At 74.3% G+C, this 26188-nt stretch carries 23 protein-coding genes; 12 read left to right on the forward strand and 11 right to left on the reverse strand.

Annotated features, from left to right (window positions below; all coding sequences use genetic code 11):
* Nucleotides 1-111: 111 nt before the first annotated feature.
* Nucleotides 112-570 carry a cell wall hydrolase gene (locus ACH4OW_RS12220; protein ID WP_398027097.1) on the forward strand — a complete coding sequence of 153 codons (459 nt, stop codon included), beginning with the start codon at nucleotides 112-114 and terminating at the stop codon, nucleotides 568-570.
* 9 nt (nucleotides 571-579) lie between these two features.
* On the opposite strand, the gene ACH4OW_RS12225 is transcribed toward ACH4OW_RS12220, so the two are convergent.
* Nucleotides 580-1947: a hypothetical protein gene (locus ACH4OW_RS12225; RefSeq protein ID WP_360130259.1), complete on the reverse strand. Its 1368-nt coding sequence runs from the start codon at nucleotides 1945-1947 to the stop codon at nucleotides 580-582.
* 217 nt (nucleotides 1948-2164) lie between these two features.
* Between ACH4OW_RS12225 and ACH4OW_RS12230 the strand changes: the two genes are divergently transcribed.
* On the forward strand, nucleotides 2165-2563 hold the full coding sequence (locus ACH4OW_RS12230; RefSeq protein WP_398027099.1) for a hypothetical protein: 399 nt from the start codon (nucleotides 2165-2167) through the stop codon (nucleotides 2561-2563).
* A 37-nt stretch (nucleotides 2564-2600) separates the two neighbouring features.
* Here ACH4OW_RS12230 and ACH4OW_RS12235 read toward each other — a convergent pair whose 3' ends face one another.
* Genes ACH4OW_RS12235 through ACH4OW_RS12245 form a run of 3 tightly spaced genes read right to left on the reverse strand, consistent with a single transcriptional unit; the run spans nucleotide 2601 to nucleotide 5952 of the window.
* Nucleotides 2601-3755 carry an acyl-CoA dehydrogenase family protein gene (locus tag ACH4OW_RS12235; RefSeq protein WP_398027101.1) on the reverse strand — a complete coding sequence of 385 codons (1155 nt, stop codon included), beginning with the start codon at nucleotides 3753-3755 and terminating at the stop codon, nucleotides 2601-2603.
* Entirely contained in the window at nucleotides 3752-4957 is a 1206-nt protein-coding gene (locus tag ACH4OW_RS12240; RefSeq protein ID WP_398027103.1) for an acyl-CoA dehydrogenase family protein, read from the reverse strand. Before ACH4OW_RS12240 ends, ACH4OW_RS12235 begins: the two co-directional genes overlap by 4 nt.
* The gene (locus tag ACH4OW_RS12245; protein WP_398027227.1) at nucleotides 4954-5952 is read right to left on the reverse strand and encodes an NADPH:quinone oxidoreductase family protein; all 999 of its coding nucleotides are present in this window, start codon (nucleotides 5950-5952) and stop codon (nucleotides 4954-4956) included. The genes ACH4OW_RS12240 and ACH4OW_RS12245 overlap by 4 nt, the downstream gene beginning before the upstream one ends.
* 163 nt (nucleotides 5953-6115) lie before the next feature.
* Between ACH4OW_RS12245 and ACH4OW_RS12250 the strand changes: the two genes are divergently transcribed.
* On the forward strand, nucleotides 6116-6997 hold the full coding sequence (locus ACH4OW_RS12250) for a helix-turn-helix transcriptional regulator (RefSeq protein ID WP_360130271.1): 882 nt from the start codon (nucleotides 6116-6118) through the stop codon (nucleotides 6995-6997).
* On the opposite strand, the gene ACH4OW_RS12255 is transcribed toward ACH4OW_RS12250, so the two are convergent.
* The gene (locus ACH4OW_RS12255; protein WP_360130274.1) at nucleotides 6941-8059 is read right to left on the reverse strand and encodes a glycosyl hydrolase family 18 protein; all 1119 of its coding nucleotides are present in this window, start codon (nucleotides 8057-8059) and stop codon (nucleotides 6941-6943) included. The two genes, ACH4OW_RS12250 and ACH4OW_RS12255, sit on opposite strands and share 57 nt — an antisense overlap.
* 135 nt (nucleotides 8060-8194) lie before the next feature.
* The gene (locus ACH4OW_RS12260; RefSeq protein ID WP_360130277.1) at nucleotides 8195-9079 is read right to left on the reverse strand and encodes a short-chain dehydrogenase/reductase; all 885 of its coding nucleotides are present in this window, start codon (nucleotides 9077-9079) and stop codon (nucleotides 8195-8197) included.
* A gap of 217 nt (nucleotides 9080-9296) precedes the next feature.
* On the opposite strand from ACH4OW_RS12260, the gene ACH4OW_RS12265 reads away from it, so the two are divergent.
* Nucleotides 9297-9758, forward strand: a complete 462-nt coding sequence (locus ACH4OW_RS12265) for an SRPBCC family protein (protein WP_360130280.1) — start codon at nucleotides 9297-9299, stop codon at nucleotides 9756-9758.
* Nucleotide 9759: 1 nt separating this feature from the next.
* Nucleotides 9760-11397, forward strand: coding sequence for a phytoene desaturase family protein (locus tag ACH4OW_RS12270; protein ID WP_398027107.1), 1638 nt, complete (start codon nucleotides 9760-9762; stop codon nucleotides 11395-11397).
* Between the two features lie 27 nt (nucleotides 11398-11424).
* Here ACH4OW_RS12270 and ACH4OW_RS12275 read toward each other — a convergent pair whose 3' ends face one another.
* On the reverse strand, nucleotides 11425-12546 hold the full coding sequence (locus ACH4OW_RS12275) for a selina-4(15),7(11)-diene synthase (protein ID WP_360130286.1): 1122 nt from the start codon (nucleotides 12544-12546) through the stop codon (nucleotides 11425-11427).
* A gap of 196 nt (nucleotides 12547-12742) precedes the next feature.
* Here ACH4OW_RS12275 and ACH4OW_RS12280 point away from each other — a divergent pair, with 196 nt between their 5' ends.
* Nucleotides 12743-13558, forward strand: a complete 816-nt coding sequence (locus ACH4OW_RS12280; RefSeq protein ID WP_398027109.1) for a class I SAM-dependent methyltransferase — start codon at nucleotides 12743-12745, stop codon at nucleotides 13556-13558.
* Between the two features lie 25 nt (nucleotides 13559-13583).
* On the opposite strand, the gene ACH4OW_RS12285 is transcribed toward ACH4OW_RS12280, so the two are convergent.
* Nucleotides 13584-14453 carry an alpha/beta hydrolase gene (locus tag ACH4OW_RS12285; RefSeq protein WP_360130292.1) on the reverse strand — a complete coding sequence of 290 codons (870 nt, stop codon included), beginning with the start codon at nucleotides 14451-14453 and terminating at the stop codon, nucleotides 13584-13586.
* 119 nt (nucleotides 14454-14572) lie between these two features.
* Nucleotides 14573-15085 (reverse strand): hypothetical protein, encoded by a 513-nt coding sequence (locus tag ACH4OW_RS12290; protein WP_398027111.1) that lies wholly within the window; start codon nucleotides 15083-15085, stop codon nucleotides 14573-14575.
* Between the two features lie 279 nt (nucleotides 15086-15364).
* Between ACH4OW_RS12290 and egtA the strand changes: the two genes are divergently transcribed.
* The 4 genes from egtA to egtD all read left to right on the forward strand — a co-directional run bounded on the left by egtA (nucleotide 15365) and on the right by egtD (nucleotide 19812).
* Nucleotides 15365-16720, forward strand: coding sequence for an ergothioneine biosynthesis glutamate--cysteine ligase EgtA (gene egtA / locus ACH4OW_RS12295; protein ID WP_360130298.1), 1356 nt, complete (start codon nucleotides 15365-15367; stop codon nucleotides 16718-16720).
* Nucleotides 16717-18030 (forward strand): ergothioneine biosynthesis protein EgtB, encoded by a 1314-nt coding sequence (gene egtB, locus ACH4OW_RS12300; protein WP_398027113.1) that lies wholly within the window; start codon nucleotides 16717-16719, stop codon nucleotides 18028-18030. The genes egtA and egtB overlap by 4 nt, the downstream gene beginning before the upstream one ends.
* Before the next feature lie 67 nt (nucleotides 18031-18097).
* Nucleotides 18098-18853: an ergothioneine biosynthesis protein EgtC gene (gene egtC / locus ACH4OW_RS12305; RefSeq protein ID WP_398027115.1), complete on the forward strand. Its 756-nt coding sequence runs from the start codon at nucleotides 18098-18100 to the stop codon at nucleotides 18851-18853.
* Nucleotides 18850-19812 (forward strand): L-histidine N(alpha)-methyltransferase, encoded by a 963-nt coding sequence (egtD, locus tag ACH4OW_RS12310; protein WP_398027117.1) that lies wholly within the window; start codon nucleotides 18850-18852, stop codon nucleotides 19810-19812. The genes egtC and egtD overlap by 4 nt, the downstream gene beginning before the upstream one ends.
* 49 nt (nucleotides 19813-19861) lie before the next feature.
* Here the strand turns inward: egtD and ACH4OW_RS12315 are convergent, their stop codons facing one another.
* Nucleotides 19862-20788: an FG-GAP repeat domain-containing protein gene (locus tag ACH4OW_RS12315; protein ID WP_398027119.1), complete on the reverse strand. Its 927-nt coding sequence runs from the start codon at nucleotides 20786-20788 to the stop codon at nucleotides 19862-19864.
* 348 nt (nucleotides 20789-21136) lie between these two features.
* Between ACH4OW_RS12315 and ACH4OW_RS12320 the strand changes: the two genes are divergently transcribed.
* Together ACH4OW_RS12320 and ACH4OW_RS12325 are read left to right on the forward strand one after the other, a co-directional pair.
* Entirely contained in the window at nucleotides 21137-24094 is a 2958-nt protein-coding gene (locus tag ACH4OW_RS12320) for a helix-turn-helix domain-containing protein (RefSeq protein WP_398027121.1), read from the forward strand.
* Entirely contained in the window at nucleotides 24085-24462 is a 378-nt protein-coding gene (locus ACH4OW_RS12325; protein WP_398027123.1) for a hypothetical protein, read from the forward strand. The genes ACH4OW_RS12320 and ACH4OW_RS12325 overlap by 10 nt, the downstream gene beginning before the upstream one ends.
* 61 nt (nucleotides 24463-24523) lie before the next feature.
* On the opposite strand, the gene ACH4OW_RS12330 is transcribed toward ACH4OW_RS12325, so the two are convergent.
* The gene (locus ACH4OW_RS12330) at nucleotides 24524-25819 is read right to left on the reverse strand and encodes a cytochrome P450 (protein ID WP_398027125.1); all 1296 of its coding nucleotides are present in this window, start codon (nucleotides 25817-25819) and stop codon (nucleotides 24524-24526) included.
* Nucleotides 25820-26188 lie beyond the last annotated feature (369 nt).

Below are 26188 nucleotides of genomic sequence, written 5' to 3' on the forward strand. Positions count from 1 at the left end.
CCCACTCCCCTACTGCAGATCGTCTGTTGTTGCAAAGCGCAGGCAATTAAACAGCATGTAAGAAACGGAATCCCCGCCACCCCCACCCGGCGGCACCGGCATCATGGGCGGATGACCTCCGACCCGCTCTCGCGCCTGCCCGCCGCACTGCGGGACGTGCCCTACGCCGGCGCCCGGCACCCCGGCGCGCCCCCGCTGCCGGGCCGCCATCCGTACGACGTGACGCAGGGCGCCAACTGCCAGCTCTACGCCTACGCCGTGCTCCGCCACTTCGGGCGCGAGGTGCCGCCGCTGCGGTCCGCCGAGCTGTGGGCGGACACGGTGGCGACCGTGCGGGCCGAGCCGCCGGGCCCGCTGGACCTGGTGCTCTTCGACGCCGGGGCAGTGCCGGGGCAGCCCGCGGGGTACGGCGCCCACGTGGGCGTACACCTGGCGCCCGACCGGGTGCTGCACCTGTGCAGGGAGGCCGGGCGGCCCGCCGTGTGGTCCTACGCGGACTTCGCCGGCCGGACGCGCTACGTGCGCTTCCTGGGGGCCAAGCGGGTGCGGGACGCGGCGGTCAGCCGGTAGCCGGCGGCCTCACCAGTCGCCGCCGCCGAAGCCGCCGCTGTCGCCACCACCGAAACCGCCGCCGAAGTCCCCGCCGCCACCGAAACCGCCGGAGAAGTCGTCGGGGTTGAAGTCGGCGCCGGAGACGTCGCCGCCCTCGGCTCCCGACGGGCCGCCGCCGAGGCCGGACGCGTAGGCGGACGGGCCCGTCAGGACGCTGCCCAGCATCGTGCCCATGAGGAGGCCCGGCAGCATGCCGCCGCCGAAGTAGCCGCCCGCCCAGGGCCCGTAGGCCGGTCCCGCGTCCCAGTAGGGCCGCTGCCCGTACTCGGTCTGCACGGTGCGGGCCATCGGCTCCTGGCCCTCCTCCAGGCGCGTCCGGTCGGCGGCGCACACCGGGACCGTGCGCGGCGCCGCGCCGTCCGGCGCCCACTCCACGTCGGCGACGGACGGGCCGTGCCGCGGGTCGAAGAAGCACGGCACCCGGCGTTCGGGCAGCGGCTTGCCCTCGCGCCGCGCGGCCAGGGTGGCGAGCGCGAACCGACCGTCCTCCAGGGCCTTGGTCACCTGTTCGACGTCGCCGGGGCGCTCGGCGCGGCCCATCGCCGCCTTGGCGTTCTCGTACGCGTCCAGCGCGTGGGTGTAGTCGGTGCGCATCGCGTCGTCGGCGCCGGGCTCGCCGGGGTTGAAGTCGAGCCGGTCCAGCTCCTCGCCGAAGGCGGTGATGTCCTCGTCCACCACGACGCGCAGCTGCTCCAGCGCGGCCCGCTCCTCCTCGGCGCGCTTCTTCTTGTTGCGGCGGTACAGCGCGAAGGCGCCGCCGCCACCGACGACCACCAGCGCGCCCAGGCCGGCGAGCGCGCCGGTGCTCACGCCGCCGCCGTCGCCGCCCCAGGAGGCCGGCTCGTGGCCGGACGCCTGCCGGGACGCGGTGTCGACGAAGCTGTTCAGGCGCTCCTTGGTGGTGCCGTAGCCGGAGCGCTGGACCGCGCCGACCAGGTTGCGCACGGAATTGCGCGACATCACCCGGGCGTCGGCGGCGGCGTTGAACCGGTCGCCGAGTTCGACGGCGTAGACGCCGCTGACGCCGGTCTTGGTCCGCAGGTCTTTCAGGAGGGTCTCGGGCCGGTACTCGGCGGCCTTGGGCAGCACCGCGACGAAGACCGGCTTCCCGGCGTCCTTGATCTTCTTGGCGAGGGCGTCCGCGTCGGCCGCCGACAGTTCGCCGGAAGCCCGCGGGTCCACGTACACCGGGCCCTTTTTCAGTGCCTCCGCCGCCTCGTCGAGCCCGCCGGCGGCCCGCGCGCCGGGGGCCACGGCGGTGAGCACCGCCAGGAGGACGGCCGACAGGAGGAGCGCCGGGCCGGAGGCCGTGGGGCGGCGGGCTGCGATCTTCATGAGTACGACGCTACCCGAACCACACTTTTTAGACATAACGCTTGTGTAACGGGCAAGCGCGGGATACGGGACCACGGCGCGGGCGCACAGTGTCGCGCAACCGCGGCGGTCCGGCCGCCCGGGAGCCGCCGGTGCGGTGGCCGTGGCGCCGGAACCGGTGATGATCTCGCCGCGCGGGCAGGCTCCGCCCGACCGCACCCGACCAACGGAGGTCACGATGCGCACGGCGAAAGCCAAGGGCCTGGCCGTCGGAGCCGCCACCACCGTCGCCGCGGGAGCCCTCGCGGTCGGACCGGCCGCCGCTCCCGCCGTCGCCGACCCGGCCGTCAAGGTCACGACGCCGGCCGCGGGCGCGAGCGCCAAGGTGGCGGGCAGTGTCCTGGTCCAGTGGTCGAACACGACGGGAAAGGAGGTGGACGTCTGGCTGAGCGTCCGTACGCCGTCCGGGAGCCACGACCGGCTGTCGCTGGTCGCACCGAAGGCGGGCAGCAAGAAGGCCGGAGAGGCCCTGGCCACGCTCCCCACCGTGCCGCCGGGCACGACCTACACGGTGGAGGTGGCCACACAGGACGGCGGGGAGAGCGACGTCAGCGGGCCCCTGAGCCTCATCGGGTAGCGCGGCGGCGCCCTCCCCTGCCCGTCATCCGCGTCGGCTACGGAGCCGGGATGCCCACCAGCCCCGCGAGCGCCTCGCGGTGGTGCCCCGGAGTGCCCAGGGCGATCTCGTCGGCCTTGGCCCGCTTGAGGAACAGGTGTGCCGGGTGCTCCCAGGTCATGCCGATACCGCCGTGCAGCTGGATGCACTCCTCGGCCGCGCGGACCGCTACGGGCGCGCAGAAGGACTGCGCGACCGCGACCGCCACCGGCGCGTCCGGGCTGCCGGTGGCCAGCGCGTCGGCGGCGTTGCGGGCTGCCGCGCGGGCCGATGCGACGTCCAGCCAGAGTGCGGCCATGCGGTGCTTGAGGGCCTGGAACGAGCCGACGGGGCGGCCGAACTGGGTCCGCTCGGTGGTGTACCGGACCGTTTCGGCCAGGCACCATTCGGCGATGCCGAGCTGTTCGGAGGCGAGCAGCCCGGCGCCGGCCAGCAGCGCCCCCGACACCGCGGCGGGGGCCAGCTCCGGCCCGGCGAGCAGCCGCCCGGCGGCCCGGTCGAGGGTGACGCGGCCCGGCGTGCGGGTCAGGTCGAGCGGCGTGCCGGGCCAGGTCCGCACCCCGTCCGCCGTCGCGTCCACGGCGTACAGGGCGTATCCGTCCGGCCCTTGGGCCGGTACGAGCAGGACGTCGGCGGCCGCGGCGTCGGCGACGCCGGTCACCGTGCCGGTCAGCGCACCGTCGGCGGCGGCCCGTACGGACGGCTCCGGCACCGTGCCCGGAGCCGTCGGCAGGGGCAGGACGAGGACGCCGACGGTCCCCCCGCCCGCCAGGGCGGCGAGCGGCCCGGCCACCTCCTGCCGGTCGGCGTCGCAGCCGAGCAGCGCGCTCACGGCCAGGACGGCGCTGGTCAGGTACGGCACCGGGGCCACCGAGCGGCCCAGTTCCTCCAGGACCACGGCGGCCTCACGGGCGCCCGCGCCCTGCCCGCCGAGCTTCTCCGGAACCAGCAGCCCGGCCGTGCCCATGCCGGCGGCCAGCGAGCGCCACAGCCCGGTGTCGTACGCGCGGCCCGTTTCGAGGTCCGCGAGGACGGCCGCCGGGCCGCCGCGGCCGGCGAGCAGCGAGCGGACGGCGGCCCGCAGGTCGTCCTCCGGCTCCGAGTAGAGGAGGTCGGGGTCCGCGAGGGGCGGGGCCCCGTGCTGAGCGGTCATCGGGGGAGGTCCTTCCACGCGGTGTCCTTGTCGGTGCGCGGCTCGGGCGGCAGGCCCAGGACGCGTTCGGCGACGATGTTCAGCAGCACTTCGGACGTGCCGCCCTCGATCGAGTTGCCCTTGGCGCGCAGGTAGCGGTAGCCGGCCTGGCGGCCGGTGAAGTCCACGCCCTCGGGGCGGCGCAGCGTCCAGTCGTCGTACGCCAGCCCGTCCTCGGCCAGGAACTCCACCTCCCAGCCGCTGATCTGCTGCGCCAGCCGCGCGAACGCCAGCTTCATGCCGCTGCCCTCGGGCCCCGGCTGGCCCTTGGCGAGCTGCTGCCGCAGCCGCTCCCCCGTCAGGCGGGCGACCTCCGCTTCCACCCACAGGCGCAGCAGCCGCTGGTGGAGGTCGTGGGTGCGCAGCTCCGGGCGGGCGCGCCAGGTCTGGGCCGCGACACCGATCATGCCGCCCTCGCGCGGCATGCGGAGGCCGCCGATGGCCACCCGTTCGTTCATCAGCGTGGTCTGGGCGACCTTCCAGCCCTCCCCCACCTCGCCGAGGCGGTGCGCGTCGGGAATCCGTACGCCGGTCAGGAAGACCTCGTTGAACTCGGCCTCGCCGGTGATCTGCCGCAGCGGGCGCACGTCCACGCCGGGGTCGGTCATGTCGCACACGAAGTAGGTGATGCCGCGGTGCTTGGGCAGCCCGGGGTCCGTACGGGCGATGAGGATCGCCCAGCGGGCCTGGTGGGCGCCGGACGTCCAGACCTTCTGGCCGTCCACCACCCACTGGTCCCCGTCCCGTACGGCGCGGGTGGCGAGCGCGGCGAGGTCGGACCCGGCGCCGGGCTCGCTGAACAGCTGGCACCACACCTCTTCGCCGGTCCACAGCGGCCGCAGGAAACGCTTCTTCTGCTCGTCCGTGCCGAAGCGGAGGATGGTGGGGGCGGCCATGCCGAGGCCGATGCCGATACGGCGCGGGTCGTTGTCCGGCGCGCCCGCCGCCTCCAACTCGGCGTCCACCACCGCCTGGAGCGCGCGCGGGGCGTCGAGCCCGCCGAGGCCCCGCGGGAAGTGGACCCAGGCCAGCCCCGCGTCGAAGCGGGCCCGCAGGAAGTCGGGCGTGGCGGTACCGGCCGGCGGGTGGGCGGCGAGCAGGTCGGCGGTACGGCGGCGCAGCGCGTCCGCGTCGATGCTCCCGGTCGTCGTGGTCTCTGTCATCGCACGTCCTCCAGGCCGGGGACGACGACGAGGCGGCCGGTGGTGGTGCCGTCGAAGACCCGCTGCACCGCCTCCGCCGCGCCGGACAGCGGTACGCGGCCGCCGATCAGCGGCCTGATGACGCCCTGCGCCGCCAGCTTGGCCAGCTCCTCGTGGCAGGCGTCGACCGCGGCCGGGTCCTTGGTGTTGTACAGACCCCAGTGCAGGCCCAGGATCGCGTAGTTCTTCACGAGCGCGTGGTTGAGGCCGGGGGCCGGTACGGTGCCGCTGGCGAAGCCGACGACCACGATGCGGCCCTCGAAGGCGACGCACTTGACGGACTTGGCGTACGCGTCGCCGCCCACCGGGTCGTAGACGACGTCCGCGCCCCGGCCGCCGGTGGCCTCCTTCACGGCGGCGACGAGGTCGTCGGTGCGCCGGTCCAGCACCAGGTCGCAGCCCAGTTCGCGGGCGACGGCCGCCTTCTCGGCGCCGCCGGCCACGCCGATGACGTGCGCGCCGGCGGCCTTGCCGAGCTGGACGGCGGCGCTGCCGACGCCGCCTGCCGCGGCGTGCACGAGCAGCGTCTCGCCGGGTTGCAGCCGGGCCCGCCGGTGCAGTCCGAACCAGCCGGTCTGGTAGCCGATGTGCAGCGCGGCGGCCTCCGCGTCGTCCAGGGCCTCCGGTGCGGGACGGACCGCCGTCGCGTCCACCACCACCAGGTCGGCGAAGCCACCGCCCGGCAACGGCGGCTGGGCCAGCACCCGGGCGCCCACTTCGGCGGTCGCGCCTTCACCTGCGGCGAGCACCTCGCCGCAGATCTCCACACCCGGCGTGAAGGGGAACGGCGGCCGTACCTGGTATTCGCCGCGGCACAGCAGCGCGTCGGGGAAGTTGACGTTCGCGGCGCGGACGCGCAGCAGCAGTTGCCCCGCTCCCGGCTGCGGGTCCGGCACTTCTTCCAGCCGCATCACCTCGCGAGGCTCGCCGTTCTCGTGTACGCGCCATGCCTTCACTGGTGCCTCCACAGACCTCGGGTACGCGGGGAGCGCGGGATGCCCGACCCCGCGACCCTCGGCATACTAAGCGGTCGGTATCCCGGAGGGAACAGCCGATCGGGAGATCCTGGTACTGGCAGGGACAGGCACACCGCGACCCGGGTGGACGACACTGACCGGCATGGACACACCCGCCGAGTTGGGCAACTTCCTCAAGACCCGCCGCGCCCGCCTCCAGCCGGAGGATGTCGGCCTGGTCTCCTACGGCGCCCGGCGCCGCGTACCGGGCCTGCGCCGCGAGGAGCTGGCACAGCTGGCCGGGGTGAGCGTCGCCTACTACACCCGGCTCGAACAGGGCCAGAGCCACAACGCCTCGGACGGGGTGCTGGACGCGCTCGCCCGCGCCCTGCGGCTGACCGCCGACGAACGCGCCCACCTGCGCGACCTCGCCCGCCCCACCCGGGCCCGGCGCCGCCCGGCCGTCCGGCCCGAACGGGCACGCCCCGGCGTGCGCCAGCTGCTCGGCGCGCTGGGCGGGGTGCCGGCCGTGGCGCTCGGCCGCCGGTTCGAAGTACTGGCCTGGAACCGGCCGGGGCACGCGCTGCTGGCCGGGCACCTGGACTTCGACAGCCCGGAGCGGCCGCTGGACCGCCCCAACACCCAACGCCTGCTCTTCCTCGACCCGCACACCCGCGAGCTGTACCCGGACCGCGAGACGGAGACCCGGCGGGCCGTCGCCTCGCTGCGCATGGCGGCCGGGCAGCACCCGGACGACCACCGGCTGGCCGAGCTGATCGGCGAGCTGACCATGAAGAGCGACGAGTTCGGCACCCTGTGGTCGCGGCACGCGGTCAGCAACTGCAACTTCGGCGTCAAGAGCTTCCACCACCCGCTGGTGGGCGCCATGGAGCTGGACTTCGAGATGACGCACACGCCGGACGGCTCGGGCCAGAGCCTGCTGATGTTCACCGCCCGGCCCGGCAGCCCGTCCGAGGCGGCGCTGCGGCTACTCGCCGCGGAGCACCTTCCAGAACCCCGGGTCCTCGAAGCCGAGCGCCCATAGCCCGGTGCCCCGCACGCCGTACTTCTTCAGCAGCGGCAGGTGCGCGGCGACGCCGCGCGCGTCCTGGTACCAGACGTGGTGCACGGACCGGCCGGCCTTGTACGTGAAGTGCGGCGTGCCGGACTTGGTGTCGAAGCGGTAGGCGGCGCCCTTGCGGCGGCGCAGCGCCTCCGCCTGTTTCCAGGTCAGGTGCCCGGCCCTGGCCTTGACGCCCAGGGTCCAGTCCCAGCCGTAGCCGGGGAAGGCGACCTCCAGCTTGTCGCGCGGCACGGTCCCGGTGGCGTAGCGCAGGAACTCCTCGTACCAGGCGAGCGAGGACAGCGGGCCCGGGGAGCCCTCGGCCCAGTGCAGGTCGTAGCCCATGATCCGGATGCGGTCGGCGGCCCGGCCGAGGCGCGCGTAGTCGTACGCCTTGCCGGAGCCGGCGGTGCGGGCCATGACCGTGACGACGCACAGCTTCCCCTTGGCGTGCAGCCTGGCGCACAGCTCGTCGGCGAACAGGGCGTAGCCGGTGCGCACGCGGTCGCGCATACGGGCGGTCCCGGTGGTGGCCATCGTCTCGTAGTCGAGGTCGATGCCGTCGTACGCGCGCGAGGCGACCAGCCGCAGCAGGGCCGAGACGTGGGCGGTGCGGCGGGCCCGGTCGTGGAACAGCGCGGCCATGGTGCCGGCGTTCATGGCCTCGGTGACGGTGGGGACGACCTTGATGCCGGCCCTGTGGAGCCCGTCGACGACCCGCCGGTTCCCCGCGCCGTGCTCGCCCTTGACGGTGGTGCCGGAGGTCGCCCGGTACCAGAACGGGCTGACGGTGTGCAGTTGGGCGGCGTGCCGGAGCGCGTCCTGATAGGCGGCCTCGGTGTCGTCCCAGTAGGGCAACCAGGCGGAGACCGTACGGGCGGAGTCCGTGGCGGCGGGCGGCGGAGGGGCGGGAGCCCGGTGCGCGGCCGTGCCGTCCGTACGGCCGTGGGCCGCGGCGCCGGGGGTGAGCGCCGCGGCGACCCCGGCCGCCGCCAGCAGGAACGCGAGCCCGAACCGGGTACGGGAAGCCGATGCTTGGTCCATGCCCCGAGCCTGTCCCGGGTACGGGGCGCCCGCCGCGCCGGTTCCGCCGAACGGCCGCCGCCGCGCACACGGAAGCGCGTCGGTGCGCGCGGGCCGGTGCGAGCGGCTCGCGGGAAGCGGGGCGCGGGCAGCGGGTCAGACGAAGCGGCGGCCGGAGTGCTCCGCCGCGCGGCCACCCGCCCCCAGCAGGCCGGTCCCCGCGAGGTCGGCGCGCCCGGCCAGGCGCAGGAACGCGCGGCGCGAGCCCTCGGTCACGATGCCCGGCAGGCAGGCGCGCACCGCCTGCCCCGCGCGCAGCCACGGCTGTGCGTAGACGGTGGCGGCCCGCCGTTCGACGCCGCGCACCAGGCGGTCGGCCACCGGCGCGGCGTCGTACGTCTTCGAGGCGGGCCAGGGCAGGTGCGCGCGCAGTTCCCGCATCGCCTCCTGCCGGTCGGACGCCCGGACCATCTCGGTGTCCGCCCAGCTGAGGTACGCGATGCCGACGCGCACGCCGCGGTGGGCGAGTTCGGCGCGCAGCACCTGCGCAAAGGTTTCCGCACCGGACTTCGAGGCGCAGTACGCCGACAGCATCGGCGCCGGGCCGATGGCCGCGAGGGAGGCGACCTGGAGAAAGTAGCCCCGGGTGCGCAGGAGCGCGGGCAGGAAGGCGCGGGCGGTGACCGCGCTGCCGATCAGGTTGACCTCGACGACCCGGCGCCAGACGGCCGGGTCGGTGTCGAGGAACGGGCCGCCCGCCACCACCCCGGCATTGGCCACCACGACGGACGGCGGCCCGAAGCGGCGCTCCACGAGCGCGGCGGCGCGGTCCATCGCGTCCTCGTCGGTGACGTCGACCGGCCAGTACTCCGCGTTCCCCGGCAGTTCCGCCGCGACCCGCTCCAGCTCGTCCTCCTCCAGCCCGAGCAGCGCGACACCGGCTCCCCGCCGTACGAGTGAACGCGCCATCTCCGCGCCCAGGCCGCGCGCGGCGCCGGTGACCACGGCGGTGCGCCCGCGCAGGGGGAGCTGTCGGCTCATGGGCGGGCCTCCACGTCTGCGTACGGTGCCGGTCGGCGGGCGGGTCCGTCCAACGTAACGCCGGGCCGCCGCCGGGGCCCGGCACGAAACCCGTCCGGCCGGTGTCGTACGGCCCGTCAGGGGCACCCGGTCATGGTCCCGAAGGCCGAAGCGCGCAGACCGGCCCAGACCGGCAGCCGGACGCCCGCGACCGGCTCCCCCCGACGTTGGAGACCGCATGGCGGTAAGACATCAGCTGATCAAGAGTCCTCCCGCCGCGGTGTGGGCGGTGCTCGCCGACGGCGCCCGCTACCAGGAGTGGGTGGTCGGCCCCTACCGGTCGGAGCCGGCCGAGGGCGACTGGCCGGAGCTGGGCTCCTCGATCGCGTACAGCGTGCGCGTGGGGCCGTGGTCGCTGAGCGGCCGGACCATCGTCCGGCGGGTCGAGCCGCCCAGGGAACTGGAGCTGGAGATCGAGAGCGGCGCCCTGGGCACCGCGCGGATCGCCGCCGAGATCCGCCCCTGGGGCGAGCACAGCCTCGTCATCATGGACGAACACCCGCTGCGCGGGCCCGGCGGGCTGCTGCACAACGCCGTGCTGGACGCCCTGCTCCAGATCCGGCACCGCAGCATGCTCGGCAGGCTGGCCAAGGTGGTGGAGGGCGGCAGGCCCGGACGACAGCCGAGCGGGGCGTTCTGAGATGCCGGACGCGGTGGTGATCGGGGCAGGGCCGAACGGGCTGGTGGCCGCCAACCTGCTGGCCGACGCCGGCTGGAGCGTCGAGGTGCTGGAGGCGCAGCCCGAGGCGGGCGGCGCGGTCCGCAGCGACCGGGGCGTCCACCCCGACTACGTCAACGACCTGTGCAGCTCCTTCTATCCGCTGGCCGCGGCCTCGCCGGTGCTGGCCGCGCTGCGCCTCGGCGACCACGGGCTGCGGTGGAGCCACGCGCCCCGGGTCCTCGCGCACCCGCTGTCCGACGGGAGGTGCGCGGTGCTGGAGCGCCGGCGCCCGGCCACCGCCGACGGCCTGGACCGCTTCGCCGCGGGCGACGGCGACGCCTGGCGGCGGCTGTGCGACATCTGGGACCGGGTCGGCCCCGACATCCTGCACGCCCTGTTCACGCCGTTCCCGCCGGTACGGCCCACGATCCGGCTCGCCGCCCGGCTGCGCGGCGCGGGCGGCCTGCGGCTGGCGCGCACGCTGGTGCTGCCCGTACGGCGCCTCGGCGAGGAGGAGTTCGGCGGCGAAGGCGGCCGGCTTCTGCTGGCGGGCAACGCCCTGCACGCCGACCTGGCGCCGGAGGCCGCGGGCAGCGGCGGGTTCGGCTGGCTGATGTCGATGCTGGCCCAGTCGCACGGCTTTCCCGTGCCGGTCGGCGGCGCGGGCGCCCTGACCGAAGCCCTGGTGCGGCGGCTGGAGGCGCGCGGCGGTGTGCTGCGCTGCGGCGAGCGCGTGTCCGAGGTCGTCGTACGGGCGGGCCGCGCCGTGGCGGTGCGCACCGCGGGCGGCGAGTCGGTGCCGGCGGGCCGTGCCGTGCTGGCCGACGTCTCCGTACCGTCCCTGTACGGCGAACTGGTCGACAGCCGGCACCTGCCCACCCGGCTGCTGGCCGACCTGCGCCGCTTCCAGTGGGACTTCGCGACGTTCAAGGTCGACTGGGCGCTGGACGGCCCGGTGCCCTGGACCGCCCGGGAGGCGGCGGGCGCCGGTACCGTGCACCTGGCCGACGGCGTCGACGAGCTGACGCGGTTCGCCGCCCAGCTCGCGGCGGGCCGGGTGCCGGACCGGCCGTTCGCCCTCTTCGGGCAGATGACCACCGCGGACGCCACCCGTTCGCCGGCCGGCACCGAGTCGGCCTGGGCGTACACCCACGTACCGCACGAGGTCCGCGCGGACGCCGGGGACGCGGGCATCACCGGCTCCTGGAGCCACGGGGAGCAGGAGGCGATGGCGGACCGGGTGGAGGAGCAGGTGGAGCGCTACGCGCCGGGCTTCCGCGCCCGCGTGCGGGACCGCCGGATCCTCGCGCCGCCCACGCTCCAGGCGCTCGACGCCAACCTGCACGGCGGCGCCATCAACGGCGGTACGACCGCCATGCACCAGCAGCTCGTCTTCCGTCCGGTGCCGGGCACCGGGCGCCCGGAGACACCGGTCAAAGGTCTTTTCCTGGCCTCGGCCGGAGCGCATCCGGGCGGCGGGGTGCACGGCGCGCCCGGCGCCAACGCCGCGCGCGCCGCCCTGCGCAAGCGGTCGCCGAGCGGGGCGCTCAGCCGCTTCCAGCGGGCGCTGACCAGCCGCAACCGGCTCGGCGACCGGCCTGACGACCCGGCCGAATGAGCGGGCCGGGCGGCCGCGGTCGCCCGGTCAGCCGGTGGGCTGTGCCGCGCACGCGTGCCTGCGCGCGCCGTCGTCCGCTTCGCGCGCCGGGGCGTGCACGGCCGGCACCAGGTCCCACCACCAGGAGATGACGGGAATGTCGAGGGGCGCGTGGCTGTCGTCGGTCGGCGTGGAGCGCAGCGTCGACGGCAGCCGGGCCGGGTCGTCAGGGGTGGTGTAGCGCAGCGAGGTGATGCCCCAGTCCTGGGAACCCCGGATGAAGGAGCCCAGGTTGTGCAGGTACTGGCGCAGCTGCGGGCTGCCCTGCTGCCGCAGGTGTGCGCTCAGGCGCATGAACAGTGTCATCACGCGGTCCCGCTGGGCTATCGCCGTGGTCAGGGCCTCGTCTTGGGATATGCCGTACTCGGTCTGCAAGACCCGCAGGGCGTTGAGGTAGTAGCCCGGTCCCCGGCTCTCCTTGTGGTGGGAGAAGATGTCGTTGTCCCAGGTGATGATGAAGGAAGCCATCTCGGCCGCCGCGCGCACGGACGTGTGCTCGCGTTCGTGCGGCTGGAGTTCGTAGCCGTGGCCCATCTCCAGCAGCGGCAGGACGACCGAGGTCGCCCCGTCGTACAGCCGCATCAGGGTGTAGTCGGGCAGGCTCGGCACGGCGCCGGAGCGCCGGTAGGACGCCTCCCACACCACGGAGAAGAAGTATTCGCGCAGCGCGTCGACCCAGCGGGCGGCCTGCCCGGCGGTGCCGTGGCGGGACACGCGGTGCCGCAGGTCGCGCAGCCCCTCGGCGAGGCTGTCGCCCGGGAGCACCGGGGCCTCGGGATTCTGGGCCACGCGCAGCAACCGGTGCAGCACGCCCGTCAGCTCGCCCGGGTCGTGGCCGAGGTCGCTCTCCTCGCAGTAGCCGTCGTCGACGCCGAAGAGCCACAGGACGAAGTCGGCGAGCAGGGAGACGACCTCCTCCCGGCCCTCGGGCAGGATGCGGGCCGCGAAGCCGCCGATCCCGTGGGTGACCAGGCGTCCGCGCAGCTCGTCCGAGCCTATGGAGAATCGTTGCGCCCAGGCGGCGGTCCGGGCCTCGATCTCCTCGTGCCGGGGGTGGATGGCAGGCGGAATGGGCGAGTAGGTCGGGGGAACGGTCAGCTCGGGTCCCACGCCTGACCACCTCTCAGCATCGGTGTGGCACTCTCGGCCGGGTGGGGGTGAAGGGGACGCCGGTCCTTGAGTGATCAACTAAGGCGCATCGTACGCAGCGCGCCCCGCTGATCCAATAGCGTCTTCGTGCCTATGACAAGTTTCGGAGGGCTCCCATCCGGTTTCTTTTCGCCATCGGGGAAAGGACGCGGCCGCCATGCGGATGTTCACGGCGTTCGACGCGGCGGAACGCCGGACCTGGGCCGGGCGGGTCACGGCGTACGAGCGCAGCTTCGCCGGACTCTGCGCCCACCCGGTCCCCGCGCTGCTCGACGCCGCCGGGGTACGGCCGGGTTCGCGGGTACTCGACGCCGGCACCGGCACCGGCACCGCCGCCCGCGCAGCGAGCGGCCGGGGCGCCACGGTGACGGCCGTGGACGCCGACCCCGGCATGGCCGCCCGCGCCGCGGCCGCCGGGCGGGACACGGAGGTGTGCGTCGCCGCCCTGCCCTGCCTGCCCTTCGCCGACGGCCGGTTCGACGCGGTGGTGGGCAACTTCGTCCTCAACCACGTCGGCCGGCCCCGGGCGGCGCTCGCCGAACTGCGCCGGGTCACCCGGCCGCGCGGCCGGCTCGCGCTGACCCTGTGGGCGGCCCCGGCGGCGCCCGGCCAGACGCTGGTCGGGCGCGCGATGCAGGCCGCCGGCGTGACCCGCCCCGCCCGTCTGCCCACGCTCGCGCCCGAGGACGACTTCCCGCGCACCGAAGAAGGGTTCGCCCGGCTGCTGCGCGACGCCGGGCTCACCGGCGTCCGCTGCCGGACGCTCGTGTGGGAGCACCGGGCCACTCCGGAGGAGTGGTGGAGCGGGCCCGCTGCCGGGGTGGCTTCGGTCGGGCAGGTTCTGACGAGCCAACCGCCCGCGGTCGTCGCCGAAGTCAAACGCCGTTGCGACGCGCTGTGCGCGGAGTTCGCCGGGCCGGACGGGGTGCTCGTGCTGCCGCATGCGGCGCTGCTGGGCAGCGGGCGGGTGTGAACGCGCGGCCGGCGGGCTCCGGCCGTTACGCGGGGGCCGGCAGGAAGTCGCGCAGGTGGGCGAGGAGCGCCTCCGGTGCCTCCTCCGGGATGAAGTGGCCGCATGCGGGGATCTCCGCGCCGGTGACCAGCTCGGGGCGGGCGGAGTAGTCCCGCCAGATGTCCAGCGTCGGCAGTTGCGCGGGCAGGCCGACCGCTCCCCACAGGGCCAGTACGGGCACGGTCAGCAGCCGGCCCTCGGCGAAGTCCGCGTCGTCCAGGGCGGTGTCGGCCTCCGTGGCCCGGTAGTCGTCGAAGCCCGCGCGGAGCGCGCCGGGGCGGGAGAACGCCGCCACGTACGCGTCCACGGCCTCGTCGGTCAGCGCGTGCCGGTTGTAGGTCCAGCGCTCGAAGAAGTACTCCAGGTAGCCGCGGACGTCGGCGCCGGCCAGCCGCTCGGGCAGGTCGGGCTGGAGGTGGAAGAACCAGTGCCAGTACCCGGCGGCGATGGTGGCGTCCAGGCGGCGGAGCATCTCGCGGGTCGGCACGATGTCCAGGAACGCGACGCGCTCCACCTGCTCGGGCCGGTCCAGGGCCCAGCGGTGCGCCACCCGCGCGCCCCGGTCGTGCCCGACCACACTGGCGCGCTCGAAGCCCAGCGTCTCGACGAGCGCGGCCGTGTCGGCGGCCATCCGCCGCTTGTCGTAGCCGGAGACGGGCTTGTCGCTGCGGCCGTAGCCGCGCAGGTCGGGCGCGACCACGGTGTAGTGCCCGGCCAGTTCGCCGAGGACCGGCCGCCAGCAGCGGGAGGTCTGCGGCCAGCCGTGGAGCAGTACCACCAGCGGTCCCGAGCCCGCGCGGGTGTAGTGCAGCCGTACGCCGTCCACGTGGGCCACGCCCGTGGTCGTACCGTCCATCTCCCGTTCCTCCCGCGTCGTCGTCCAGGAGGTTAACCCTCTCAGGGGCCGCGGGACGCGGACACGCTCGCCCCGGCGCGGTACGGCGCCGGGTGACGGCGCGGCGTGCCCGTACGGGATCAGGTGCGGCCCTCGCGCTCCTGGGCGTCCCTCAGGTCGGCGGAGGCCGCCGCCCAGCGGGCGCGTACGACGGGGAAGCCGGCCTGCTCGCAGGCGTCGCAGACCAGTTCGTCGTCGTCCACGAGGTGGCGCACCTCGCGGCCGTCCGCGATGCGGCGCAGCAGTGCCGGCTTGGTGTGGCGGGCGGGCCGCCGGTCGTCGTCCGGCCGCATCCACAGCTCGCCCTGGGGCAGGCCGTGCCGGTCGAGCCAGGCCAGGGTGTCCTTGCGGCAGCGCTCGGGGCGGCCGGTGAGGTAGACGATCTCGCACTCCGCCGCGCTTCGGAGGACCAGCGCCACGCCCTCGGCAAGCGGCGGGTCGTCCGGCGCGGCGGCGAAGAACGCGTTCCAGTCGCGCGGCCGCCGTTGCAGGAAACGCTGGCGGTGTGCGGTGTCCGCGAGCGTGCCGTCCAGGTCGAAGACGGCCAGCGGGCGTGGGCCCGTACCGCGTCCGCCACTGCCCGCTCTCGTCATCGCGTCCCCTCGTCCGGTACGTACCTGACCGTGATTTTACCTTCGCCCGTTCCCTCGCTCCCGCACACGAATACGAACGGCCGTTCGGAAGCGAAATGCCAGACCGGAGCCGGTGCCGGAGGCCGCCGGACGTGCCGCCGCGCCGCCGCGGCCTCGCGCCGGCGTCCGGTCCCGACGAGAATGAGCCCTTGAGCGCACCGCCCGCACCCGCTTAGGTGGAGGGCGGCAATTCCGCCGTCGGACGGCAGCCGCCGTCCCGACCCGAGGGAGTTGGATCCCATGCCCGCACGGCCGTCGGTCACGGAGGCGGAGCTCGAGGCCCACCTGCGTGGCATCTGCTTCAAGACCGGACCACCCCGCTACATAGGCGTCGAGATCGAATGGCTCGTCCACGACGCCCACAACCCCCGATGTCCCGTCGCCCCCGAACGACACCACGACGCGGCCACCGCACTGCGCGCCCTCCCCCTGCGGTCGGCCCTCACCTTCGAACCCGGCGGCCAGCTGGAGCTCAGCTCGCTCCCCGCCACTTCCCTCACCGCGTGCGTCGAAGCCGTATCGGCCGACCTGGCGCTGGTCCGCCCCGCCATGCGGGAGCTGGGCCTCGGCATGGCGGGCCACGGCCACAACCCCTGGCACCCGCCGCACCGCGTGCTGGCCCAGCCCCGCTACGACGCCATGGAGGCGTACTTCGACCGCTGGGGCGGCGCGGGCAGATCCATGATGTGCGGCACCGCCTCCGTGCAGGTCTGCGTGGACGCCGGGCACGAGGAGCCGGGCCCCCTGGGGCTCGGCCGGCGCTGGCGGATGGCCCACCTGCTGGGCGCGGTGCTGGTCGCCGCGTTCGCCAACTCGCCGGTCAGCGAGGGCTGCCCGACCGGCTACCGCACCACCCGCCAAGTGGTGTGGTCGCAGATGGACCCGGCCCGCACCCTCGCGCCGCCCGACGGGCCCGATCCGCGCGCCGCGTGGGCCGGGTACGTCCTGGACGCGCCCGTGATGTGCGTCCGCAGCGACGAGGGGCCGTGGGACGCGCCCGAGGGGCTGACCTTCCGCGACTGGGTCCGTACGGGCTCGCCGCGCCCGCCCACCGAGGAGGACCTCGACTACCACGTGACCACGCTCTTCCCGCCCGTACGCCCGCGCGGGCACCTGGAGCTGCGCATGATCGACGCGCAGCCGGGGGACGGCGGCTGGATCGTGCCGCTGGCCGTCACGGCCGCGCTCTTCGACGACCCGGAGGCCGCCGAGAGCGCGTACCGCGTGGTCAAGCCCCTCGCGGAGACGGCGGGCTCGCGGCCGGCGCCGCGCAACCCGCTGTGGCGGCACGCCACCCGCGGCGCGCTGACCGACCCGGAGCTGCACGCCGCCGCGCTGGCCTGTTTCGCCATCGCGCAGGAGGCGCTGCCGCGGCTGGGCGCGTCGGCCGAGGTGACCGGCGCGGTGGCGGAGTTCGCCGAACGCTACGTCGCGCGGGGCCGCTGCCCGGCGGACGACCTGCTGGACACGGCGTACGCGGTCGAGCCCGCGCCCGCACCGCCGGCGAAGCCGCCCTGGCCGGTGGCCACCGCGCCACCGCCGGAACCGGTCATCGCGTACGAGGACGAGCTCACCCCCGGGAAGGACAGTCAGTGACCCTCGATCCCGAGTCGCTCCGGGAGCGCGCGGCGCATGCCCTGCTCGCCGCGCGCGACCGTACCCGCCTGCTCACCACCTGCGTCGACGAGAACGACCTCACCGCCCAGCACTCCCCCCTGATGTCGCCGCTGGTGTGGGACCTGGCGCACATCGGCAACCAGGAGGAGCAGTGGCTGCTGCGCACGGTCGGCAAGCGTGACGCGCTGCGCCCCGACATCGACTCCGTGTACGACGCCTTCGAGCACCCGCGCGCCGAACGGCCGTCGCTGCCCCTGCTGCCGCCGGCCGAGGCACACGGCTACGTGGCGGACGTACGCAACCGGGTGCTGGACGTGCTGGAGAGCAGCCCGCTGCGCGGCGGGCCGCTGCTGGACTCCGCTTTCGCCTTCGGCATGATCGCGCAGCACGAGCAGCAGCACGACGAGACCATGCTCATCACCCACCAACTGCGCCGCGGCCCGGCCGCGCTCACCGCCCCCGAACCGCCGGTGACCTCCGACGGCATCCTGCCCGCCGAGGTGCTGGTGCCCGGCGGCCCGTTCACGATGGGCACCTCCACCGAACCGTGGGCCCTGGACAACGAACGCCCCGCGCACCGGCGCCTGCTGCCGTCCTTCCGCATCGACACCACGCCGGTGAGCAACGGCGCGTACCTGCGGTTCGTCGAGGACGGCGGGTACGACGAACCGCGCTGGTGGTCCGCCGAGGGCTGGGAGCACGTACGCGAACACCGGCTGCGCGCCCCGCTGTTCTGGCGGCAGGAGGGCGGGCAGTGGCTGCGGCGGCGCTTCGGCGTCACCGAGCCGGTGCCGCCGGACGAACCGGTTCTGCACGTGAGCTGGTACGAGGCCGACGCGTACGCGCGCTGGGCGGGCCGCCGGCTGCCCACCGAGGAGGAGTGGGAGAAGGCCGCCCGGCACGACCCGGTCAGCGGGCGCTCCCGGCGCTACCCGTGGGGCGACGAGGACCCCGGCCCCACGCATGCCAACCTGGGCCAGCGGCATCTGCGCCCCGCCGCCGTCGGCAGCTACCCGGACGGCCAGTCACCGCTCGGCGTACGCCAACTGATCGGCGACGTATGGGAATGGACAGCGAGCGACTTCCTCCCCTACCCCGGCTTCGCCGCCTTCCCCTACCGCGAGTACTCGGAGGTGTTCTTCGGCGGTCCTTACAAGGTGCTGCGCGGCGGTTCGTTCGCCGTGGACCCGGTCGCCTGCCGGGGCACCTTCCGCAACTGGGACCTGCCGGTGCGCCGCCAGATCTTCTCCGGGTTCCGCACCGCCCGCGACGCCGGCACGGCCTCGTGAGCGCCCCGGCTCCGGTCGCGCCGGAGGGACCGCCCGCCGTACCGGCCGCCCCGGGGAGGTGTCGCTGATGTGCCGTCACCTCGCCTACCTGGGGCCCGAAGTGGCGCTCGGCGACCTGATCACCGCGCCGCCGCACGGCCTGTACCGGCAGTCGTGGGAACCGCGCCGCCAGGTCAACGGCACGGTCAACGCGGACGGCTTCGGCGTCGGCTGGTACGCGCCCGGCGACCCGGTGCCCGCCCGGTACCGCAGGGCCGGGCCGATCTGGGGCGACACCGGCATCCTCGACCTGTGCCGGGTGGTGCGGACCACCGCACTGCTCACCGCCGTACGGGACGCCACTCTCGCCGGCGCCGACGGCGAGGCGGCCGCCGCGCCGTTCGCCGCCGGCCCCTGGCTGTTCAGCCACAACGGAGCGGTGCCGGGCTGGCCGGGCTCGCTGGCGGTGCTGGCCGCCGGGCTGCCGCCGGAGCGGCTGCTGTCCCTCCAGGCCCGCTGCGACGCGGCGTTCCTGTGGGCGCTGGTGCAGCACCGGCTCGGCGCCGGCACGGCCGCGCCGGAGGCCCTGGCCGACACCGTCACGGCGGTGGCCGCCGCCGCGCCGGGCGCCCGGCTGAACCTGCTGCTCACCGACGGCGCCACCATCGCCGCGACCAACTGGGGCGACTCGCTCTTCTACCGCGCCGAACCCGGCCGCGGCACGACCGTCGCCTCCGAACCGTACGACGACTCCCCCCACTGGACCGAGGTACCCGCGTACACCCTGCTCGCGGCCACGCCCACCGACGTCCGCCTCACCCCGCTCAAGGAGCCCGCCGCGTGAGTCCCCTCGCCGTCACCCGTACCCTGCCCGCCGACGCCACCACGGCCGCGCTGCGCGCCGACGTGGCGCACGGACTGACCCGTACCCCCAAGCAGCTGCCGCCCAAGTGGTTCTACGACGCCCGCGGCAGCGACCTCTTCGAGGCCATCACCGCCCTGCCCGACTACTACCCGACCCGCGCCGAACGGGAGATCCTGATCAGCCGGTCGGCCGACATCGCCGCGGCGACCGGCGCCCGCACCCTCGTCGAGCTGGGCTCCGGCTCGTCCGACAAGACCCGCCACCTCATCAAGGCACTGACCGGCCTGCACACCTACGTACCGGTCGACGTCAGCGAGAGCGCGCTGGCCGCGGCGGGCGAGGCGCTGCTCGCCGCGCACCCGGAGCTGACCGTGCACGCGCTGGTCGCCGACTTCCAGCAGGGGTTCGCGCTGCCCGGCACCCCGGGGCCGCGGCTGCTGGCCTTCCTGGGCGGCACGATCGGCAACCTGCTCCCGGACGAGCGGGCCGCCTTCCTGCGCTCCGTACGGGACCTCCTGGCCCCCGGCGACGCGCTGCTGCTCGGCACCGACCTGGTCAAGGACGAGGCCACCCTCGTCGCCGCCTACGACGACGCGCAGGGCGTCACCGCAGAGTTCGACAAGAACGTGCTGAACGTCATCAACCGCGAGCTGGGCGCCGACTTCGACCCGGACGACTTCCGGCACGTCGCCGTGTGGGACACCGAACGGGAGTGGATCGAGATGCGGCTGCGGGCCCGCAGGGAACTGACCGTCAAGGTGCCCGCGCTGGACCTCGTGGTGCCCTTCGCCGCGGGCGAGGAGATCAGGACGGAGATCTCGGCGAAGTTCCGCGAGGAAGGCGTGCGCGGGGAACTGGGCGCCGCCGGTTTCGAGTTGCGCGAGTGGTGGACGGACGAGGCGGGACGGTTCGCGCTGTCCCTGTCCGTACGGACCTGACGCCCGTGGGCGGGACGGCACCTGCCGCCCCGCCCACGGCGCGGCCGGATCAGAAGAGCTTGTTGTAGATGTTCCAGCCGCCGCCGATCAGGCTGCCCCCTTCCGAGGGGATGATCATGCCCTGGCTGCGTTCGCCGCCGTGCAGCCACAGCTTGCCGTTGAAGTCACGGGCCACCACGTCGGCGAACCCGTCACCGTCGATGTCCCTGACACCGGCGAAGTCGGCGTAGCCCGCCAGCCCGGTGCCCACGCGTACACGGGGGTAGAACGGCTCGGAGGGGTAGACGGAGCCCGAGGTCTTGTAGACCCACAGCACGTCGTCCAGGTCGCGGGCCAGGACCCCGTCGCCGTAGGTCACCACCATCTGGTAGGCGTGCCAGCCGCCGCCCACTCGTACCGGAGGCTCGAAGGGCTCCTCGGGGACCCCCGTGCCCGCGTAGAACCACAGGACACCGTTCCGGTCGCGGGCCACCAGGTCGGCCTTGCCGTCGTGGTTGGCGTCGGCGGCACCGGCGATGCTGACGTACCGGTCCCAGCCCAGCCCGATCTGGATACGCGGGGCGAAGGGCTGGGAGGGGTTGCCGCTGCCCTTGTAGAAGAACAGCATCCCCTCGGTGTTGACGGCCACGGCGTCGCCCGTTCCGTCGGCGGCCGTGCCGTTGAGCGAGGTGATCTCGACGTATTCGTCCCACCCTCCGCCGATCTTCACCGGCGGTTTGAACGGTCTGGCCGAGTAGCCGGTGCCCTCGTACCGCCACAGCACACCGGAGTGGTCGCGGGCGTACAGGGCCGGGCGCTCGGCGGCGGGCCGTTCCTCCGCCTGTGCCGCGTGCGCGGCGGGTGCGGAGACGGGCGGGCCGGGCGTGGCGGCGGTGGCGGAGGCCGTCGGCAGGACGGCCGCGGCGACGGTTACGGCAGCGGCGGCAGCGGCCCTCGCCAGACGGAAACGGCGGCGCACTCGGTCTGTTCGGAACACGGATTCTCCCTGTCGATGTGCCGCTCCGGTGAGGGCTTGTCGTCACCGGAGGTGCCGGCCTCCGAGGCGCCCCCGTGTGGTGTCCCCCCAGCACCACCCGCCTCGTGAGGCCAACGCGCAACAGCTCAGCCGACCGGCGGCCGGCGGTCCAGGCGTTTCCCGGTTTCCTCTCCGGACCCTGAACCGGGAAACAGGCCCCGACGTGCGCAAAGCCGTCCCGTTCCACGGATGCGGCGCACGCACCGTTGCCGTGCCTCCGCGGGACTGAAATGATCTTCGTGGGGGCGGCGCGTGGAAGAACGGCGGGCGGCGTCCCCCTGGTCGGACAACGCTAGAAGGGAACAGTCAGTGGCAGGCGGAGTCCCCGGGCCCGGCTCTTCGCGCGACGCGGCTCCGATTTCCCGGAGCGGCCGGCAGTTACGTCGCTTACGGCTGGAACGTGGCGTCTCGTTGGCCAGGCTGGCCGAGCTGGCCTTCTACAGCAAGGGGTACCTGAGCAAGGTCGAGAACGGCGAGAAAGCCCTGACATGGGACCTCGCCCGCGCTTGTGACGAAGCTCTGGGCACCGGCGGAACACTGGAACTGCTCGTCCGGCCGCCCAGGAAAGCCGGCCGGGAATCCCGGCCGGGAGATCAAGAAGAATGCCCCTACCGTGGACTGGCCGCTTTCGGGCCGGGAGACTCCTGCTGGTTCTTCGGGCGCGACGAGGCCACCGCCGGTCTGGTCGCCCAGCTGACGGAGCGGCTCCGGCACCCGGGCATCCTGATGGTCACGGCCCCGTCCGGCGCGGGGAAGTCCTCCCTCCTCCGGGCCGGGTTGTTACCCGCGCTGGCCCGTGGCGCCTTACCCGTAAGCGGTTGCCGGGACTGGCCCGTGGTGGTCTGCACGCCCGGCGAGCATCCGCTGGAGAACCTTCCGGCCGAAGTGGCAAGGGTGACGGGGACTCCGCGGCAACGGCTCGTCGAGGCATTACGCGAAGGGGCGGACGCGTTCGCGACGGCGGTGGCTGCCGCCGCGGGCGCATTCCGGACGGCCGAGGCCGCGGCGGGCGCCGGAACACCCGCGGACGAAGCCGACGATGACGCCGGCAGGAAGCAGCTCGCCGCGCTGGTGCTCGTGGTCGACCAGTTCGAGGAGACGTTCACGCTCTGCCGGAACGAACACGAGCGGACCGCCTTCGTGGACACACTCCTCGCCCTGTCCGCCGCGCGGCCGCAAGCCGGACCGCCGCCCGCCCTGGTCGTCCTCGGAGTGCGCGCCGACTTCTACGACCGGTGCCTGGCCTATCCCGGGCTCGGGGCCGCCTTGCAGCGCGGGCACGTCGCCCTGGGCCCCATGAGCGAGGCGCAGCTGCGCGAGGCCGTCACCGGGCCCGCCCGTGAGGCCGGGTTGGAGATCGAGCCGGGGCTGGTCGAAGTCCTGGTGCGCGACGCCGGCGTAAGCCCCGGAAGTACGGCAGAACTCGGCCTCGCCCGCACCGGAATCCTTCCCCTGCTCTCCCACGCACTCATGAGTACCTGGCAGCACCGGCGAAACGGTGTACTGACGGTGGCCGGCTACCAACTGACAGGCGGCATCCCGGGGGCCGTGGCCACCACGGCGGAGCGTACCTACGCCGCCCTGAGCCCGGACCGGCAAGCGACGGCCCGGCGCCTGCTGCTGCACCTGGTTTCCCTCGGGGAGGAACACGACACCAGCCGCCGCGCCCCTCGCGAGAGCCTCCTCGGAAGCGGCCCGGAACGGGAGGCCGCCCAAGCCGTCCTCGAGGTGTTCACCCAGGCACGCCTGCTGACCGTCGATGCTGACCACATCGAACTGGCGCACGAGGTGCTCCTGCGCGCGTGGCCGCGGTTGCGCCAGTGGCTCGATGAGGACCGCGCCACTCTCCGGGCCCGCCAACTCCTCACGGAAACGGCCTCGGAGTGGGAACGCGAGGGCCGGGACGAGAGTCTGCTGTACCGGGGCGCCCGGCTGAACGTCACCAGCGGCTGGCTCACCGACCCGCACGAAAAGGTGCTGCTCACCCCCACGACGCGAGCATTCCTCACAGCGAGTACCGACCGCGAGACCAGTGAAAGACGGACCGAGCAACGCCGATTACGACGCCTGCGCATCCTGGCCCACAGCCTCGCCGTGCTGCTCGTCCTGGCCCTCCTGGCGGTGGCCGTCGCCGTCCAGCAGAGCCGGGCGGCGCTGGACCAGCGCCGTATCGCCCTTTCCAAGGAACTCGCGGCCCGGGCCGAGACACTGCTCCGCGACGACCCCGAGCAAGCCATGCTCACTGCGTTCAATGCCTACCGCAGGGCTCCCACCACCCAAGCCCGCAGCAGCCTGCTCAGTGCCTACTCCGCGTTCAGCGCCGATCAGCTGGGCAGCCACGCCGGCACAGTGACGGACGTCGCGTATTCCCCGGACGGGCGCACCCTGGCCACGGCGGGTCTCGACCGCACGGTGAAGTTGTGGAGTACGGCCACGCACCAGTTGACGGCCACCCTCACCGGCCACACTTCCGGGGTGCGCGGCCTCGCGTTCTCCCCCGACGGCCGCATCCTCGCCGCGGCCGGCGACGACGCCACCGTGAAGCTGTGGGACACCACCACGCACCGGGAAACCGCCACCCTCGCCGGGCACGCACGCGGCGTCCGGTCGGTGGCTTTCAGCCCCGACGGCCGGACGCTGGCCACCGCGGGCAGCGACCGCACGACGCGCCTGTGGGACGTCCGCTCACGCCGGCAGGCCGCAGTTCTTTCCGGGCATTCCGGTGCTGTGACCCACGCCGCGTTCTCCCCGGACGGCAGCGTTCTGGCCACTGCGGGCGCCGACGGAACGGTACGTCTGTGGCAGGCGCGGACACACCGGCCACTGGCCACGCTCACCGGTCACAGCGGCGCGGTACAGGCTGTGGCGTTCAGCCCTGACGGAAGCGTCCTGGCCAGCGCCGACGACACGGTGCACTTGTGGAACACGGCAACCCACCGGCAGACCGGCGTCTTCACCGCCCGGCCGGCCCGCGTGGCCGGCCTGGCGTTCTCCCCGGACAGCCGGCACCTGGCCATCGCGTGTGACGACCGCGCCATCCGCCTCTGGCACACGACGACGCACCGGGTCGATGCCACGCTGACCGGGAACAGCGGCGTCGCGCACGCGGTCGCCTTCGCCCCCGACGGGAACAGCCTCGCCGGCGCCGGCGGCAGCCACGCCCCGCGCCTGTGGGAACTCGACCCCCGGCAGGTCACCGCCCGCATCTGCCGCCTCGACTCCACCCGTCACTGGCCGCAGCTCTCGGTGGGCATGCCATGCGCATGAAGCGCCCCTGGCGCAGGCATCGCTCCGCGGCCGGCCTCTTGTGGGCCGTCTTCGCCTGGTTGCTGACCGGTTTCCTGATCACCTACGGCCTGGCCTGGCTCGGAGCGCATGCCGGCGCCATGGACGAGGAATGCGCCCTCGGGTTCTTCGAGCACAGCGCACCGCTCCAGGAAATCCGTACGGGCGCCTGGCCGCCGGAGACCACCTGCGTCTTCGCGGACGGCTCCACGGAAACCTCGGCCGGTCCCGGCTGGTTCAACGCGCTCTTCCACCTCTGCGCCGGCGGCTCTGCCGCCCTGCTCCTCGGAGCGGGAGTGGTGCGGGCCGTCCGTGCCTTCCACGGTGGCCGGCGGCGCGATCAACGGTGAGCGCTTCGCCGACGAGGCCGTGTTCCCGTCCGTGAACAGCGTCGCACCGCGGTACGCCCGGTCACGGCGCCGGCGCCGCCCGCACCCTGACCGGCAGGTGTTTCAGCCCGTTCTGGAAGTTGGACACCAGCCGGACCGGTTCCCCGGCGAGTTCGAGGCCGGGCAGCCGGTCCAGTACGTGGCGCAGTACGGCCCGCATCTGGACGCGCGCGAGGTGGCTGCCCAGGCAGAAGTGCGGGCCGAAGCCGAAGCTGACGTGGTCGTTCGGGGTGCGGGCGACGTCGAAGCGGTCCGGGTCGTCGAAGACCGTCTCGTCCCGGTTGGCGGACGCGTGGTACACCACGACCTTCTCGCCCCGCCGGATGCGCTGCCCGCCGAGTTCGGTGTCCCGCGTCGCGGTGCGCCGGAAGTCGATGACCGGTGGCCAGTAGCGCAGCATCTCCTCCACCGCCGGGCCCGCCAGGCCGGGGTCCCGGCGCAGGCGCGCGTACTGGTCCGGGTGCCGCAGGAGCGTGAGCAGGCCGCCCGGGATGCCGTTGCGCAGCGTCTCGTTCCCGGCCACCGCGAAGAGGAAGAACATGTTCTCGAACTCGGCGCGGGTCAGCCCGCCCTCCCTCAGGTGCGCCATGACGCTGCCGGGGCGCGGGCGCGCGGCCAGCGCGTGGGCGTAGGCGAACATGTCGGCCAGCGCCCGGCGGGAGCGCGGGTTCACCGGGCGGCCGTCCGGGCGGGCCGCCGGGGCCGGACGGTGCCGGAGCGCCGCCCGGCCCATCGGGCTGAGCAGCGCGGGGTCGGCAGTGCTGGACGCGGCGTACTCGTCGTCCTGGTAGCCGATGACCCGGTTGGACCAGTCGAACAGCAACTGCCGGTCCTCCTCGGGCACCCCCATGACATGGGCGAGCGTCCATACCGGCAGGTCTGCCGCAACCGCCACGAAGTCCGCCGTGCCTGCGCGCGCCACGTCCTCCACCAGGGCCCGCGCCCGCGCGTCGATGACGGTTTCCAGCTCCCGCACCGCGCGCGGGGTGAAGGCGGCGGCGACCACGCGCCGGATCCGCGCGTGGTCCGGTGGGTCCTGGTTCAGCATCATCGCGCGGACGAACGCGAGGTCTTCCTCGGTGTCGGGGTCGCGGATCTGGGTGGCGCCCAGGTAGGAGGAGTAGACCTCGGGGGTGCGCAGGACGTGTTTGACGTCCGCGTGCCGCAGTACGGCCCAGTATCCGGGCCCGGCGGGCCAGCCGCCGACCGGCGGCTCCTCGACCCAGCACACCGGGCCGGTCGCGCGCAGCCGGCGGAACAGCGCGTACGGGACACCGGTGGCGTACGTCCGCGGGATGAACACATCGGCTGCTCTCACGCACGCGACCGTACGATAATCCCTCGTTCGAGGGAATCGGGCGCACTCGACGGCTGATGACGGCATGCGCTGCGCAATATCACCGAGTGCAGCGATCGCAACGTTTCCGCAGCCTCCAACCTGCCGCTTTGATAGCGCTGTTGGTCATCCTCGTGGTCCTCCTCGCGCCCGCCGTGGCGCAAGCGCGCCCCGATGACACCCCTGCGAGCGCCGGGAAACACGATGATCCGGGCGCCCAGTCGCCGGGCTGGCCGATCCCGCCCTGCCGGCCGTGGCCATGGCCGTGGCCCTGCACCACCCCCACGCCTACCCCCACACCCACACCCACACCCACACCCACACCCACTCCCACGCCCACTCCCTCCCCCA

Source organism: Streptomyces sp. NPDC017056, assembly GCF_044332485.1.
Lineage (GTDB): Bacteria > Actinomycetota > Actinomycetes > Streptomycetales > Streptomycetaceae > Streptomyces.

Bases quoted from the DNA above. Each gene is read 5' to 3' on its own strand.
- ACH4OW_RS12285 (WP_360130292.1), bottom strand. From the start codon at position 14,453: ATGGACGGTACGACCACGGGCGTGGCCCACGTGGACGGCGTACGGCTG.
- ACH4OW_RS12235 (WP_398027101.1), bottom strand. From the start codon at position 3,755: ATGACCGCTCAGCACGGGGCCCCGCCCCTCGCGGACCCCGACCTCCTC.
- ACH4OW_RS12270 (WP_398027107.1), top strand. From the start codon at position 9,760: ATGCCGGACGCGGTGGTGATCGGGGCAGGGCCGAACGGGCTGGTGGCC.
- ACH4OW_RS12280 (WP_398027109.1), top strand. From the start codon at position 12,743: ATGCGGATGTTCACGGCGTTCGACGCGGCGGAACGCCGGACCTGGGCC.
- egtC (WP_398027115.1), top strand. From the start codon at position 18,098: ATGTGCCGTCACCTCGCCTACCTGGGGCCCGAAGTGGCGCTCGGCGAC.
- ACH4OW_RS12220 (WP_398027097.1), top strand. From the start codon at position 112: ATGACCTCCGACCCGCTCTCGCGCCTGCCCGCCGCACTGCGGGACGTG.
- ACH4OW_RS12230 (WP_398027099.1), top strand. From the start codon at position 2,165: ATGCGCACGGCGAAAGCCAAGGGCCTGGCCGTCGGAGCCGCCACCACC.
- ACH4OW_RS12325 (WP_398027123.1), top strand. From the start codon at position 24,085: ATGCGCATGAAGCGCCCCTGGCGCAGGCATCGCTCCGCGGCCGGCCTC.
- ACH4OW_RS12265 (WP_360130280.1), top strand. From the start codon at position 9,297: ATGGCGGTAAGACATCAGCTGATCAAGAGTCCTCCCGCCGCGGTGTGG.
- ACH4OW_RS12240 (WP_398027103.1), bottom strand. From the start codon at position 4,957: ATGACAGAGACCACGACGACCGGGAGCATCGACGCGGACGCGCTGCGC.
- ACH4OW_RS12255 (WP_360130274.1), bottom strand. From the start codon at position 8,059: ATGGACCAAGCATCGGCTTCCCGTACCCGGTTCGGGCTCGCGTTCCTG.
- ACH4OW_RS12225 (WP_360130259.1), bottom strand. From the start codon at position 1,947: ATGAAGATCGCAGCCCGCCGCCCCACGGCCTCCGGCCCGGCGCTCCTC.
- ACH4OW_RS12250 (WP_360130271.1), top strand. From the start codon at position 6,116: ATGGACACACCCGCCGAGTTGGGCAACTTCCTCAAGACCCGCCGCGCC.
- ACH4OW_RS12260 (WP_360130277.1), bottom strand. From the start codon at position 9,079: ATGAGCCGACAGCTCCCCCTGCGCGGGCGCACCGCCGTGGTCACCGGC.
- egtA (WP_360130298.1), top strand. From the start codon at position 15,365: ATGCCCGCACGGCCGTCGGTCACGGAGGCGGAGCTCGAGGCCCACCTG.
- ACH4OW_RS12290 (WP_398027111.1), bottom strand. From the start codon at position 15,085: ATGACGAGAGCGGGCAGTGGCGGACGCGGTACGGGCCCACGCCCGCTG.